The sequence below is a fragment of the Polyangiaceae bacterium genome (assembly GCA_015075635.1).
Classification (GTDB): Bacteria; Myxococcota_A; Polyangia; order Polyangiales; family Polyangiaceae; genus JADJKB01.
Map to the genome: position 1 here is coordinate 2,337,679 of JABTUA010000002.1, position 14,365 is coordinate 2,352,043.

Annotated in this window: 12 protein-coding genes and 1 pseudogene; 8 read left to right on the plus strand and 5 right to left on the minus strand. The window is 69.5% G+C overall.

The window, feature by feature from the left end:
• The first annotated feature begins 130 nt into the window (after positions 1-130).
• On the plus strand, positions 131-478 hold the full coding sequence (locus tag HS104_26625) for a hypothetical protein (GenBank protein ID MBE7483541.1): 348 nt from the start codon (positions 131-133) through the stop codon (positions 476-478).
• A 46-nt stretch (positions 479-524) separates the two neighbouring features.
• Here the strand turns inward: HS104_26625 and HS104_26630 are convergent, their stop codons facing one another.
• From HS104_26630 to HS104_26640, 3 genes are all read right to left on the minus strand, one after another.
• Positions 525-1,607, minus strand: a complete 1,083-nt coding sequence (locus tag HS104_26630; GenBank protein ID MBE7483542.1) for a hypothetical protein — start codon at positions 1,605-1,607, stop codon at positions 525-527.
• A gap of 77 nt (positions 1,608-1,684) precedes the next feature.
• Entirely contained in the window at positions 1,685-3,637 is a 1,953-nt protein-coding gene (locus tag HS104_26635; GenBank protein ID MBE7483543.1) for a serine/threonine protein kinase, read from the minus strand.
• Positions 3,638-3,685: 48 nt separating this feature from the next.
• Positions 3,686-4,873, minus strand: coding sequence for a pyridoxal phosphate-dependent aminotransferase (locus HS104_26640; GenBank protein MBE7483544.1), 1,188 nt, complete (start codon positions 4,871-4,873; stop codon positions 3,686-3,688).
• 216 nt (positions 4,874-5,089) lie between these two features.
• On the opposite strand from HS104_26640, the gene HS104_26645 reads away from it, so the two are divergent.
• The 7 genes and pseudogenes from HS104_26645 (at position 5,090) to HS104_26675 (ending at position 11,395) form a co-directional block, all read left to right on the plus strand.
• Positions 5,090-5,767 (plus strand): hypothetical protein, encoded by a 678-nt coding sequence (locus tag HS104_26645; protein MBE7483545.1) that lies wholly within the window; start codon positions 5,090-5,092, stop codon positions 5,765-5,767.
• A 92-nt stretch (positions 5,768-5,859) separates the two neighbouring features.
• The gene (locus HS104_26650) at positions 5,860-6,381 is read left to right on the plus strand and encodes a tryptophan-rich sensory protein (protein ID MBE7483546.1); all 522 of its coding nucleotides are present in this window, start codon (positions 5,860-5,862) and stop codon (positions 6,379-6,381) included.
• A 161-nt stretch (positions 6,382-6,542) separates the two neighbouring features.
• A complete protein-coding gene (locus HS104_26655; GenBank protein ID MBE7483547.1) occupies positions 6,543-8,711 on the plus strand; it encodes a hypothetical protein in 2,169 nt (722 codons plus the stop codon).
• Positions 8,712-8,886: 175 nt separating this feature from the next.
• Positions 8,887-8,973, plus strand: a pseudogene (locus tag HS104_26660) (DUF3071 domain-containing protein).
• A 630-nt stretch (positions 8,974-9,603) separates the two neighbouring features.
• The gene (locus HS104_26665; GenBank protein MBE7483548.1) at positions 9,604-10,182 is read left to right on the plus strand and encodes a dihydrofolate reductase family protein; all 579 of its coding nucleotides are present in this window, start codon (positions 9,604-9,606) and stop codon (positions 10,180-10,182) included.
• On the plus strand, positions 10,179-10,727 hold the full coding sequence (locus tag HS104_26670) for a hypothetical protein (GenBank protein ID MBE7483549.1): 549 nt from the start codon (positions 10,179-10,181) through the stop codon (positions 10,725-10,727). The genes HS104_26665 and HS104_26670 overlap by 4 nt, the downstream gene beginning before the upstream one ends.
• Before the next feature lie 194 nt (positions 10,728-10,921).
• Positions 10,922-11,395 carry a hypothetical protein gene (locus HS104_26675; GenBank protein ID MBE7483550.1) on the plus strand — a complete coding sequence of 158 codons (474 nt, stop codon included), beginning with the start codon at positions 10,922-10,924 and terminating at the stop codon, positions 11,393-11,395.
• Between the two features lie 550 nt (positions 11,396-11,945).
• On the opposite strand, the gene HS104_26680 is transcribed toward HS104_26675, so the two are convergent.
• On the minus strand, positions 11,946-13,199 hold the full coding sequence (locus HS104_26680) for an ABC transporter permease (protein MBE7483551.1): 1,254 nt from the start codon (positions 13,197-13,199) through the stop codon (positions 11,946-11,948).
• The gene (locus HS104_26685) at positions 13,196-14,095 is read right to left on the minus strand and encodes an ATP-binding cassette domain-containing protein (GenBank protein ID MBE7483552.1); all 900 of its coding nucleotides are present in this window, start codon (positions 14,093-14,095) and stop codon (positions 13,196-13,198) included. The genes HS104_26680 and HS104_26685 overlap by 4 nt, the downstream gene beginning before the upstream one ends.
• Positions 14,096-14,365: the final 270 nt, after the last annotated feature.

Genomic DNA, 14,365 nt, shown 5'->3' on the forward strand with positions numbered 1-14,365 from the left:
CTCCCGGCAGCAGCAGCCACGCGGAACTAGCGGATATCCATCGCGAGATCGCCGCCGCGGGGACCGGCTTGCGGGCCCCGGAAAGCTCTCGTTACGTTGCCTGCTCATTTCCCAGAGAGGGAGGAAATCGATGGCAACTGCATGTCTGTTGATCGGATGGAACCGCCCGAACCCCGGCCAGCACAAGGAGGGCATGTCGGCTCTGATCGAGAGCCGCGGCATGATCCAGAAGTGGCAGAAAGACGGCTGGTTCGAGAGCTACGAGCTGATCGGCCTGACCGCGCACGGCGGCGACTTGAATGGCTTCTACCTGCTCAAAGGTGAGCGCGCGAAGCTCGACGAGCTGCGCCGCACCGACGACTTCGAGCGCTTCTCCATGCGCCTCGGGTCGCTCTTCGATCGCTATGGCGTCGTCCCCGGCGTGACCGAGGCCGGCATCGACAAGGTGATCGCGCGCGCCGGCGATCTGCTGAAGTGAGCGCGGGTCGCGGGCGGCGCGCTGCCTCGCGGCCGCCGCCCGCGCCTCATTTCAGCCCGTTGATCCAGCTCTCCATCATCGCCACCGCGGCCGTGTCGACCTCCTTGGTGTCGAAGTTCGGCATGCCGTTGTCGTCCCGGAGCCCCATCCGGACGTAGACCTGGCTCTTGCCTGGGTTGCCGGGGATGACCGCGATCGTCGTGTCGAGCGTGATGTGATTCATCAGCGCGTCGATGTTGGTCTTGTAGGTCGGCGTCTCCTCCGGCGTGGCGACGTCCACCGGGACCTTGTAGCGAAGCGTCCTGATCTTCGCGAGCCAGTTGGTGTCGTTGTGGCAGTGCCCGCAGTTGCCGTGCAAGTAGCCGAGCACGTCCTCGACGAGGCCGTCCCCCGGCATCGGAAACTCCTTGCCCGGTGGGTGGGACAGCAGGTTCTTCGAAGCCAGCGTGGTCAAGAACCCGCCGCCGGCCTCCTTGCTGCTCTGGATGGCCGAGACGCCGATGAGCACGTCGCCGGCCCCGTTGTGGCACTGCGTGCAGGTCTCGCTGTCCGGCACGTCGTGGGTCGTGCCGAGCGCGTTCTTCACGCCGCCCGGCACCGCGGCGCCGTCCTGCTTCGCTTCATCCCACAGGTACGAGACCTTGAGCCAACCGTCGGCGCCCTCGGCGCGCTTCTCGAGGTAGCGGGTCTCGACGAGCTTGCCGTCCTTGTAGAACTCCTTCCACGCTCTGGTGCCGGTGGGGAAGCTCCACACGTCCATGTAGGAAGTGTCGATCTGCGCACCCGGGGGCAAGTAGACGAAGCGGTTGCTCGGCGCGCCGTCGTGCCACACGGGGTAGCGCACGTCGAACGGCATCACGTCGGGCGCGAGCGTGCGCGTCGCCATGTCGGTGAAAAGGCCGGTCTCGGAGAGCTTCGCGGGTCCGTCGAAGGGCAGGTCGGCGTCGCCGGCTTCCCCGCCGCCGTCCCCGTTCGAGTGGTCCATGCCCGCGTCCCCGACGGGCCCGTCCACCAGGCTCGCGTCGGGGTGCGGCGTGTGTTGCTTCGCGCCCGGCTCGTCGTCGCCGCTGCACGCGCCGAACGCGCCCAATGACAGCGCCATGCCCAGCCCCAAACCCAGCCGTCTCATCGATCCAATCCTTGCAGAGCGCGGGCGAGCCGGCCACCGGCACCGGCGCGCGCTCGCGAAAAACGTGCGTCGGCGCGCTACTTCGCCTCCCACCGGCCCTCGACCACGCCGCCGTCCCGCGCCGTCGCGACCACGCGGCCGACGTCGGCGAATACGCCGATGAAGGGCACGCTCCAGGTCTCGTTCTGCCACACGCATTTCCAGGGCAGCGAGCCGCCGGGCTCGTGCAGCCAGATGCTCCCGGCAGCGCCGGCCCAGATGCGCGCGCCGACGTCCACGGCCACCGCCCCGAGGTCCGGCCCGTCCGCGACGACCAGGGGTGTGGCCTTCTCCTCGTCGAGCGCGATCACGCGTCCCCCGCTGCCAACCACCGCGCCGATCCCCAGGTCGGCTCGGCCCGAGCACGCGGCGTAGGACACCGGCTCGCCGCCGGCGATGAGCTCGACCTCGAACATCAGCGGGCTGTAGATGGCCGCGTAGCCCTCGCCAGTTCTGGACTCGCCCGCGATCAGCCAGCGCTCGTCGTCGATGCGCGCGAGCGAGCGCACGTTCTTGGCGCGCGAGAGCGCGGCGGGCTTCATCCAGCGGCGCGCCGCGAGCCCGAACAAGAGCGGGGATTCGCCGGCCCGCTCGGCCACCAGCACCGCCAGGTCTTCGAGATCGCCGCTGGCGTGGGTGAACGAGACGCTCGGATCCTCGCCGCGCAAGAGGCCCGTCGCGCCGTCGCTCGAGTAGTGGGCGATGAAGGCGCCGTCGCCGCCGATGATCCAGTTGCCGGCGCCCACGCGCTCGACGAACCGGACTCCGCCTTCGGAGGGCAGACCGTCAACGCGCGCCGACACCCAGCCGGTGCCGTTCCAGAACACCAGCCCGCTGGTGGTGGCGGCCAGGCAGCGCCCGTCGGCGTCCCAGGCCACGCTGCGCAGGATCCGGCTCCCTCCTGCCTGGTGACGGACGCGCCAGGTCCAGCCGAAGCGCATCGGCGCCGAGTAGTCGGTGATGCTCTCCAGGCGCCGCCGCGGCGGGCGCGAGCGCTTCTTTCCCGAGCGCAGCGCGCGCAGCACGCCGGAGACGAGCTCCCAGCCCGTGGGCGGGCGGTGGCGCGGATCCGCCGCCGTCCCCCGGGCGATGATGCGGTCGATGGCTGCGCACGCGCCCGGGCGCTCGGCGAGCTCGGGACACAGGCCCTTGCACTTGGTGATGCTGCGACGCTCGGCCGCCATGGCGAGCACCGCGCCGTCGATCACGGAATTCGCGTTGAACAGCTCTTCGCCGGTCAGGAGCTTGAAGGTGACGGCGGCCAGGCTGAAGACGTCGCTCTCCGGGCAGACCTTGGCGCCGCCCTGCCGCACCTGCTCGGGCGCCGCGTAGCCCGGCGTGCCGCCGGCGATGCCGACGAACGTGCCCGTCCCGCCCTGCGGCCGCGCGATGCCGAAGTCGGCGATCTTGAACAGCTCGTCCTGACCGAAGCCGCAACAGAGCACGTTGTGCGGGGACAGATCGCGGTGCACCACGCCGACCTCGTGGATGGCCTCGAGCCCGCTGGCCAGACAGGTCAGCGCGAGCTCCGCGCGGTCCGGGTCGAACGCGTAGCCGGTCTGCTCGACGCTGAACTCGACGCGCTCCTCCAACGTCGTGCCCTCGGCGCCACCGTGGACGTATTCGAGGGCCAACCACGGCAGCCGGAGCTCGACCCCGCCCTGCTCGACGTCGATGGCGTCGCTGGCGAGCAGGCGCACCACGAACGGAGTGGGCGGCACGCGCTCGTTCAGGCGGCCGAGCGCCACGGTCTCCTTCTCGACGGCGAGGATGGCCATCTCGCCGGCGGCGCGCATCAGGCTCGGGCGCACGAACTTGAGCACCACCGGCGCCTCGCCGTCCGGGGCGCGGCGCAGGGCGAAGAACGCGATGGAATAGCTCCCCGCTCCCACCATGCGCTCGACCGTGTACACGACCTCGGGCTGAGCAGCGGCACGCACCGACACGCCTTCGAGCCCACCGAGGTGGTCGTCGTCCGGCGCCAAGAACATGGTCGCGCCAGCATAGCGCGAGCGCGGGCCGAGCCCGGTCCGTAATTCTCAGGCTTCGCGCACCATCGCCCGCAGCCGCTCGAGCGCCCGGTCCATCGTGTCGAGGGAAGGCCCGAACGAGAAGCGCACGTGATGGCGGAAGCGCGACGGACGGGCGGTGCGCCGGCCACCCGGATCGACGTCGAAGAACTCCCCGGGCACGACGATGACCTGGCGCTCGAGGGCCTTCTTGAAGAAGTCGTGCCCGTTCTTGATGGACTCCGGTAAGCCGGAGATGTCGCCCCAGACGTAGAACGTCCCCTGCGGCTCGACGTCGGTGCGCACACCCAGCGCCGTGAGCCCGTCGAGCAGCCGCGCCCGCTTCTGACCGAAAGCGCGGTGGATGGCCGCGCACTCGGCGCGAGCGTTGTCGGCGCGCACGAAGCGCTCGGCGGCCCGCTGCAGGGGCCGCGAGCCGCCGCCGTCGAGGAACGACCCGGCGCTGGCCGCGGCCTCGATCACGCTCTTCGGGCCGACGATCCAGGTCGTGCGCCAGCCCGGGTAGCGCCAGTTCTTGGTCAGGCCGTCGAACAGCACGACGGGATCTCGATTCACGTCCTCGACGTAGGCGGCGGCGCTCACCTGACGCGGCTCGGCGCCCCAGATGTAGTAGCTGTAGAACTCGTCGATCAGGAGCGTGCAGTCGAGCTCCCGCGCCGTCCCGACCCAGCCGCGAAGCTCGTCACCCTCGATCAGCTTGCCCGTCGGGTTGCAGGGGTTCGAGAGCAGAATCGCGCCCAGGCCGCGCCCCAGGATCTCGCGCCGCAGCTCCGAGACCGAGAAGCGATACCCTTGTTCGGGGTCCAAGAGGACCGGGATGGGCGTGAAGCGGCGGAACACGTCCAAGAGCTCTTCGTACGCCGTGTAGTCGGGCAAGAAGTGCCCGAGATGCACGGGGCCCACCGCCGCGCAGGCCCGCATGATCGAGACGCGCCCACCGCCCGCGATGGCGACGTTCTCCGCACTGTACTGCGACGGCAGACCGCGCCGGTACAGCTCGTTGTACAGCCCAGCCACCGCCTCGCGCAGCTCCCAGAGCCCAGCCACCGGCGCGTACTCCTGGTCGGCGACGTCGATGTCGATGTGCTCGACGCGCGGCGGGGCGCCTTCGAGCGGCCCCGTCTCCGGCATGCCCTGGCCCAGGTTGCACCAGTCGGGGTTCTCCTGCGAGTAGCCGTGCCGCTGAGCCTCGGCCATCACGTAGATGACGCCGGTGCGCGGGACGGGGCGAATGGCGGTGAGCTGGTGCACTTCGGGGGCGGAACCTACTTGCGAGGGGCCGGGCCGGTCAAACCCGCCAGCCGACTGGCGGCCTTGTCGCGGTCTTCGGCACACCGGCGCGGCTGGCACAGGAGCTTCTCCCGCGGATTTGTCGCAGTCGACGGCGGCATGCAGCTTGCTCTGGACGCGTCCATGCGTTCGTTCTCGAGCTTGGTGATTGCGTTGAGCTTCGGCCTCCTGAGCCTCTCGGCCTGCGGCGGCAGCACGGACTCCGACGGCTCGAGCGGCGGCAGCGGCGGCCAGGCTGGCAGCGGCGGCAGCTCGACGGGCGGCAGCGGCGGAATCGACTGCTCCACCGTGGGCTGCGCCCAGCCTCCGATGTGTGACACCGGGTGCACGGCGGCCTGCGGGTGCTGCAGCTGCGGCGACGGCGAGAAGATCCCGGTCGACGGCGGCTACCTCCTCTGCACGGGTGGCTGTTACACGAAGGTGGTCGCGAGCACCTGCGGCGGCCTCGCAGAGGAGACGTGCGCCGCCGACGAGTACTGCGACTACCCGGACCAGAGCGCCTGCGGTGGCGACGACTCCACGGGGGTGTGCGTGAAGAAGCCCGGCGGCTGCCCCGAGGACTGTCCCGGCGTGTGCGGCTGCGACGGCAAGCAGTACTGCAACGCCTGCGGCGCAAACGCTGCGGGTGTGGACGTGAGCCCCGGGACGAGCTGCATGGGAGACGGCGGCGCTGGCACGACCTGCCAGACCGACAACGAGTGCTCGCTCGGGCTCAAGTGCTGCTACCCCTGCGGCGTCCCGGGTTGCCAGAACCAGTGCACGCAGCCGATGCAGAACGGCGAGTGCCCGATGTATCCCTGAGCCCCGATCGGCCAGCCCACGATCGGAACGCCGCTCAACCGTCGCCTGCGCTTGGCACTTGCCTCGGGCGCTCGGCGCCGCACAATGCTGCCATGTCGGCGCACGGCGCGAGCCCGACTCGGAGCACTTCGACGGCGGGCACCTTGCGGCTCGCGCTCGCAGCGATCGCGCCGGTTCTAGCAGCGGCCGTGCTCGGCAGCATCGCGACCAGACCCAACATCACTGGCTGGTATGCCCAGCTCGAGAAGCCGTGGTTCAACCCACCCAACTGGCTCTTCGGGCCGGTGTGGACCGCTCTCTACGTCGCCATGGCGTACTCGTTCTGGCGGGTCCTGCGGACGCCCCGCGACGCTCGAGGTCGCTCGCGTGCGATCGGCGTCTTCTTCGCTCAGATGACGCTCAACGCCGCTTGGTCCTGGGTCTTCTTCTGGGCGCACTCGCCGCGAGCTGCGCTCGTCGTCATCGTGCTGCTCTGGATCTGCATCGCGGCCACCGCCGCCGCTTTCTGGCGCGTCGACAAGATCGCCGGCTGGCTCTTCGTGCCGTACCTGGCCTGGGTCAGCTACGCGACGGCGCTGAACGCTGCGCTAGCGGCGCTCAACCCGTCCGCCTGACCGCGCGCCGGACGAGCGTCCTCACCTCGCCCGAGAGCCGGACACGGAATCTCCTGTACCTTCGGGCTCGAGTGCCAGTGCGTGCAATCGATGCAGAACGGCGAGTGCCCGATGTGTCCCTGAGGCTGGGCGCGCGCGCCGATTCGAGTGATAATCGCACCATGCGCTCTTTCGGGACGCTCACGACTCTCGCGCTAGTCCTGCCGGTGCTCTGGGCCGGCGCTTGCGGTGGCTCCGACGGTGGCACGGGCCAGAGCGGCGGCGGCGGCGGCTCGGGCAACGCGGCCGGCAACGACGGCGGCCCCGATGCCCCCGACGTCCCGCCTAAGGCCTGGGTGGAGGTCTACCCCCTCGACATATGGGGTCAGCTCTTGCCCGCGACCGAGACGACCGTCACCGTCAGCATCGACGGTGCGCCGGCGTACACCACTGGTAGCCCCATCGTGCGCGTCCCGTTGGTGAAGGCCGGAACGCTGAAGGTCGAGCTCGGCGCGCCGGAGCACGACTCACTCAGCGCCGAAATCGTCTACGACGGCTCCGACTCGAAGGAGAGCGCGAAGCTCTCGCCCAACCCCGAGAGCGCGCGCCAGGGGCTCTCCCTCGGTCACGAGATCCGCAGCGTGGACGGCCTGACGCTGCCGGTCCACTCCCTGTTCCTGGGTCTCCGGCACAAGTGGTTCTCGGCGGGCGGGCGCCCCGCGCGGCGCGGCAACGACATCACTTTCATGATGGACGGCGAGCAAGCCTGGGCCAGCGTCGCCCAGAGCCTGAAGGCCGCGAAGAAGTCCGTGATGATCGCCACCTGGTGGTGGCAGTCCGACTTCGAGCTGCTCCGCGATTCGACTACGCACCTCACGCTGACGCCGTCCCAGCGCTGGCAGAACACCATCCTGGGGATCCTGGAGACCTTGCCCGCCGAGCGCCGCGTCCTGGTCGGACAGTTCTGGGGTCAAGACAGCATCCTGAGCTTCATGACCACGGACTCGAAGCTCAAGGCTTTCGCCGAGACGCCCAACGACGAGTTCGAGTTCATGGGCATGGCCAACCAGACCAAGGGCAAGTTCCATTTCGCGGCCTCGCCCTTCACCTTCGGCGATCGCGTCCGCGCGAGCTTCGCGGAGACGGCCTCCCAGAGCTTCGACGCGGAGGCCGAGATCGCGTCCACGCTGCCGGAGAAGGACGTCGATCTCACCCAGTGGCCGGTGGGCATCAACACCCAGATCGCCTCCTACCACCAGAAGTTCATGGTCATCGACGACGAGCTGGCGTTCATCGGCGGCATGAACCTGAAGGAGGTGGACTGGGACAGCAGCGCCCACGCCATCTTCGAGCCGCGTCGCATGCTGTTCGACGCGACGACCACCGCCCGCCAGGCGGTGAAGAACAAGGAGGCGCTGCCGGACCAGGGGCCGCGCAAGGACTACATGGTGCGCATCGAAGGGCCGGCCGCTCAGGACGCCGCCGACGTGTTCCAGAAGCGCTGGGAGCACCAGCTCAAGAGCGGCGTGGACTACGCGACGAACAGCACCAACTTTGCGGTACAGCGCAACATCGCCGAGCGACCGAACGGCAAGCAGATCCAGGTCACGCCGACCTTGCCGCAGCCGTTCTGGGAGCACGCCATCGCCGAGACCTGGGTGAACGCCGTCAGCCAGGCCAACGAGTACATCTACATCGAAGACCAGTACTTCCGGGCGCCGATGCTCAACGACGCCATCGTGGCGCGCATGGACGCGAACCCGAACGTGAAGCTCGTGGTGATCACCAAGCCCATCAACGAGTGGACCGACCCAGGCTGCGCCTGGACCTACAAGAGCCACGCGCTCTTCGAGACCAAGTTTCCGGGGCGTTACGTGCTGCTCCAGCTCCGCTCCTTCGACACCGTGGTCACCTGGGGCATCGACGAGACGGAGGCCCGCTGGGCGAACATCGACGTCCACTCGAAGATGCTGATCGTGGACGACAAGTTCCTGAGCGTGGGCAGCGCCAACAAGAACAACCGCGGCATGCTCTACGAAGGCGAGATGAACGTGGCGGTGCTCGACCCGACCTGGGTGCGCGAGGCACGCCGGAAGATCTTCGCGAACCTGTTGCCCGCCGGCACGGCCCCGACGGACGACGTGGCCACCTGGTGGACCCAGCTCGCCCAGGCCGCGGCCGCCAACGACGCGGTGAGCGCGGCCTGGACGGCGGAGGGCGACGACATCAGCCTGGACGGCGCGCCGCTGCCCGCGAAGTGCACGCCGCAGGGCTTCGTCTACTCGCTGGATTTCGGACCCGAGAGCGACTGCCTGATCGAGAGCGTGGGCCCGGACATGACCGTTCAGTGAGTCGGCACGCAAGCCGTGCGCCGCCGGCATCCCTCTGACGGAATGCGCCGCGCGGTGCCCGGCGTTGTCCGCTCGCATGTGGCGCGTGCTTCTGCTCTCGGTGAGTCTCGCCGCGTGCGCTCGGCCCAGCCCGCCGGCAGCGGCAGCGCCGCTCCTCGTCCCGCCGACGCCGTCGGCGACTCCGCCCGTGCCGGCGGCCGCGCCGCCGATGCCGGAGCAGGCCCCGGAGCCCGAAGCGGAGCCCGAGCCGGCGCCCGCTCCGCTGCGAGTCTGCCGGCCTCGAGCGCTCGAGAAGGCCCTCGCCCCCTTCCCGAAGAACCTCGAGTTTCCCGAGCTCGGCCCGCCGACGCTCACCGATCTCGAGCCCGCCCCGGTCAAGGAGGGCAAGCTCGGAGACCTCGATCGAGGCCTGGCCTTCTTCGGGCCGCTCGACTTCGACGCCGACGGTCGGGTGGACCGCGTGCTCCTCTACACCTCGGTCGACTACTGGCTCTGGCTCGTGTTCGTCGACCGCGGCCACTGCCACGAGCTCGTCGGCGAGGTCGAGGGCTATCAGGTCGAGGCCGGCAAACGGGACGCCTCGGGCTACCGCGAGCTCGCGGCTTGGACCTACCCCATCATGGGCAGGCGCGTGCGCTACCGCATGTCGGGCAAGGGCTACACGCTCACGCCGTGAGCGCGGCTCCTGGTCGTGACCGCCCGGCGGTCAGGGCGCGCCCGCCCGCGCCCCGGCGCCGCCTGCCCTGGAGCAGCGGTGACGCTCGCTCTTCACCACTTGCAGTAGGGCGAGCCGCACTGATCGGTCCCGAGCTGGTCTTCGAGGCGTGGACCAAGGCCGAGCACTTTGCCAGACGGCGGAGCGTCTGGTCGTGTATCTCGAACGGAGGACACCATGGGACTCTTGACCTTCAGCATCAATCTCACCCTGGACGGCTGCGTCGACCACCAGGAGGGAATCGCCGACGACGAGACACACGCCTTCTTCACCCGCCTCATGGACGAGGGCGGGGCGATACTGTGGGGCCGCGTCACCTACGAGATGATGGAGAGCTTCTGGCCGGCGGTCGCCCGCGGCGACGAGGAAGCGCCCCCAGCGATGCGCGAGTGGGCGGCCAAGCTGGAGGTCAAGCCGAAGTACGTGGTGTCGTCGACGCGAAAGGACTTCCCGTGGACCAACAGCCACCACATCGCCGGCGACCTGCGCACGGGCGTGCAGAAGCTCAAGGACGCGACCCCGGCCGGCGTGCTCCTCGGTAGCGGCAAGCTCGCGACCGAGCTGGACCGGCTGGATCTGATCGACGAGTACGAGTTCCTCGTCCACCCCAGGATCGCCGGCCACGGCCCGACCCTGTACCAGAGCGGGCTGCCCAGCACGCGACGGCTCGAGCTGGTCTCGGCGAAGCCGCTCCGCTGCGGCGCGGTCGCCATGCACTACCGGCGCGCGCGCCCGGGTAAGCTCGCGGAGCGATGACCGACACCGCCTTGTCTTGCGATTGGGGCGGAAGGGAAGGGTTCCACGTCGCGGTGTCGGTGCGGGGTGGAGCGGCTCTGCTCGCTGCTCTGCTCTACGGCTGTGGCGGGCCCCCACGCTTCGCCGTGGCAGGCCCGTTCTCGGCGAGCGGAAGCTGCGGCGCAGAGATGGGGGAAGCACGGTCCACGACCGAGCTCGACCCCGCGAATCCGATGGACGCTCCGGAGTATGCCGGCGCGTTCGCGGGAGCGTCCGTCATCGTGACTTTGGACGACGGCAAGCTCGTGCGGGTCGAATACGACGCCGGAGGAATCGTGGGCGAGCGAAAGCTGGTCGACACGGCGGTGGTCGCGGGTCGCTGGCAAGAGGTGTTGGTCGCGACCCGCTGGAACACGCCTCGCTGGGACCCGCCGCCGGGCCGCCTTCGGGTCCTCCTCGAAGGACCCGCCCCCCCGGCACGCGTCGCGTTCGTGGTCGAGGGGCAGCACATGATGCTCCGACTCGACGGCGGGAAACCCATTGCTGCCGAGTGCGCGTGGGAGTGAGGGCGCGCGGTCGCCGACGACGCGGTGAGCGCGGCCTGGACGGCCGAAGGCGACGACATCAGCCTGGACGGCGCGCCACTGCCCGCGAAGTACACCGGCCCACGAGGGGGTCCAGCGGACATGGCGGGCTCGACTGGATCCGAGCGGGCAGCTGGTGCAAGTTCCGGGGCATGCACAGTGTAATCCAGCGATTGGTGTCGGCTCTGGCGATTGCCCCGTTAGCCCTCGCGTGCAGCTCGGATGACGGCGGTGGTAGTGGCGGCGGTGGCGGGAACGTCCCCGACGCCTGCACGCTGCTCACGGCCGGGGAGATCGAGGACATCCTGGGCGCCCCCACTCCGGGCGTCGCTGCAACGAACGACACTCCGGGCGGTACCTCGCGACGCTGCGCGTGGGAGCGCGAGTATTCGACCGTGCTGCGAAACGACGAGCTCGTCCTTTCGGTCGCACCGGTGGCAGCGTACACGCCTCTGGTTGGCTCGACCCCGTACACCATCGGCGACGGCGGCGAGGTCCTCGACCAAACGCGCGGTGTGCAGATCACCTGGAAGAAGGCCGCCTTCGCGGTGACCTTCCGCTATGCCATCACCGGTGCCTTGAGCGAGGACTTCGAGCCGTACCGGGTCAAGGCCAAGGCACTGGCCCAGGCGGCGAACGACAGGCTGTAGCGGCAAGCCATGCTGGGGTGCATCCCCTCGTGGCGCTCGCACGCGGCTTGATGAGGCGGCCGTGGCGTGGGGCGCGTCCGTGGAACGCGCCACGTTCCGTCGAGTCTCATCGTGATCAATGGGCGGCGCTTTCGCGTGATCGTCTCCGGTCGTGGGCGCGCGCCGCAGGGCCAGAGCGCGCGGCTTGGGTCGTCCTCGCCCTGGCGCTGGCGCTGGCGCTGGCGCGACGCCAGCGCTCGATCAGGGTTCGTGGAGGATCCCAGCCGCTTCTCGAGGACGGTGCTCCACTTCGCTGCCGGGTCGGACTTGTCCGCGGCCACGCCCACGGCTTCCACGTAGTGGTTTCCGAGCCTGAAGAACGTGACACGCTCACGCCCGCACCCGCGCCCACGCTGACGCTTTCGCTCTCGCCCTTGCTCACGCCCGCGCTCACGCGCCCGCCCGTTTCCGCGCGCGCATGCGCGCTACTCTCGCCGCCCCTGCCCGCCCCTCGGTCACCGCTCGCCGCCCCTCGCCGCACAGCGCGCCCGTATCCGCGGTGCGCCCGTGCTCACGGAGCGATCCGCGCCTGTCGCCAGATCTCGCGCAGGCTCGGGCGCGCGCCGGTGAGCAAGAGGCCCACGCGAAAGAGCCGGGAGGCGATGCGCACCGCGGCCCAGGTGGAGAGCAAGAGCACCGAGAGCGAGCCGGCGATCTCCCAGATCGAGATCGCGTCGGGGTCCAGGGACATGCGGAACACGAGCGTGGCCGGCGCGGAGAACGGGATCCAGGTCAGGGCGTGGGCGACGATGCTGTGCGGATCGGCGAGCAGCAGGGGCAAGAACATCAGCGGCAGCGTGGCCAGGAACGCCCAGAACATGCCGAGCTGCTGGCTCTCGCGGACGTTGCCGCCGAAGGACCCGGTGCCGAGCATCAGGCTGCCGATGAAGGCATACGCGGTGACGAACAGCACCGGCGCGATCGCCACCGCCTGCCAGGACACCTGGATGTTCAACGGCAAGACCAGCTGCGCGAAACCGAAGCGCACGCCCAGGGTCATGCCGAGCCAGACGATGACCTGGAGCAGCCCCGCGCCGCCGAGCCCTAGCAGCTTTCCGGTCATGATCTCGTCGGCGCTGGCGCTGGACAGGAGCACCTCGACGACCTTGTTCTCCTTCTCGGTGGCGGTCGCCTGGATCAGGTAGCTCCCGCTCATCAAGATCGAGGTGAAGAGCAGGAACACGAAGCCGATGGGCAGGACCAAGCGGCCGATGTACGCCTCGGACGCCTCCGCCATCACCTGACCGTCGCCGGCCACGCGGAAGGTCTCGCGGCCGGCGATGGGCTCGAGCAACCGAGCGGCGACCTTGGGCTCGACCCGAGTCCCGAGCAGGCGCGTGCGCAAGAGCTCATTCAGCTCGCTGCGGCCCTCCCAGGGTCCGAGGGACCCACCCTCACCCGAGTGCGCGAGCACGCGTCCAGAGTCCAGGTAGTCCGGCGTGACCACGAAGTAGCTGCGGATGCTGCGTTTGACGACCAGCGCCTCGCGCGCCGAGCTCTCGTCGGCGAAGCCGCGGAACACCGCGTTGCGGATCGTCTCCGACTCGCCGGGACCGAGCCGGAGCACGGCCGCTTGATCCACCACCCCGTAGACGCGGGTGGCCTCCTCCTGCTGCTTGGCGAGGTAGGCGGGGATCAGCGCCAGCCCGCCGTAGAGCACCGCGAACAGCGGCATGCCCAGCGTCACGATCAGGTAGCCGAGCCGCCGCACCGTCGAGGAAAGCTCGAACCAGGCCACCGTGCGCACCTTGCTCCAGCGGATCATGCTGCCCCGTTCTTCACGACGCGGATGAAGATGTCTTCCATCGGCGCCAGCACGCGTTCGTAGCGCTCGACCGGCACCTTGGCCTCGAGCAATCGCTCCAGCACCCGCTGCGGGTCGGCCCCCTCGGCGAGCACCAACCGGTAGGTGCCCGGGCGCTCGACGACGCTCTGTTCGACCTCCGGCAGCTCGGGCAGCTCGCCCTGGATGCCGACGCGGAGCTCGGACGAGCTGTAGCGCCGCCGCACCTCGTTCACCTCGCCGTAGACCATGAGCTTGCCCTCCGAGAGCAGCGCGACTCGGTCGCAGAGCGTCTCGACCATGCTCATCTGGTGAGTCGAGAGGATGGTGGTGCGCCCGGAGGCGCGGATCTCGCCGATCAAGTCGCGCACCAGCGCGGTGTTCACCGGGTCGAGACCCGAGAACGGCTCGTCGAGCACGCACAGCTCCGGCTCCGAGAGCAGCGTGGCGGCGAGCTGCACCTTCTGACCCATGCCCTTGCTGAGCCGCTCCACGTGCTGATTCTCCGTGGACGCGAGGCCGATGCGCTCGAGCCAAGTGCGCGCGCGCGCCCGAGCCTCCGACGCTCCGAGGCCCTTCAGCTTGCCGAAGTAGATCATCACGTCGATGACCTTCTGCTTGGTGTAGAGGCCCCGCTCCTCCGGCAGGTACGCCAGGCGATCCAGGTGCCCGCGGGTGAGCGGCTGGCCGAACAGGGTCACCTTGCCGGCGTCGGCCCGGACGATGTCCATCAGGATCCGGATGCTGGTGGTCTTGCCCGCGCCGTTCGGGCCGAGCAGGCCGAACACCTCACCCGGTCGCACGTCGAAGGACACGCCGGACAAGGCGACCTTGTCGCCGTAGCGCTTCCAGACGTCTTCGAACTCCAGCACGGCCATGGCTGCTAACACTACTGTCGCAGTCTCGGATCGCAAGATCACGAACTGGAAGTGAGAGCACCCTTCCACTTGGACTACTGGCGAAGCCAGCGCGTGCTTTCCCTCTGGTCGGAGGAGTCGCCGGGCGCATCACGGCGCCTGGCGATCGTGCCGACCGAAGGCGCAGCGGGCGCCGGCCGCGCCGGACTTTCTGGTGGGCTCTCGTCACCCTTGCGGATCGGGATCTGAGCCTGCCACGGACTGCGACGGTAGTGCTGGGCGTGCCCGGGG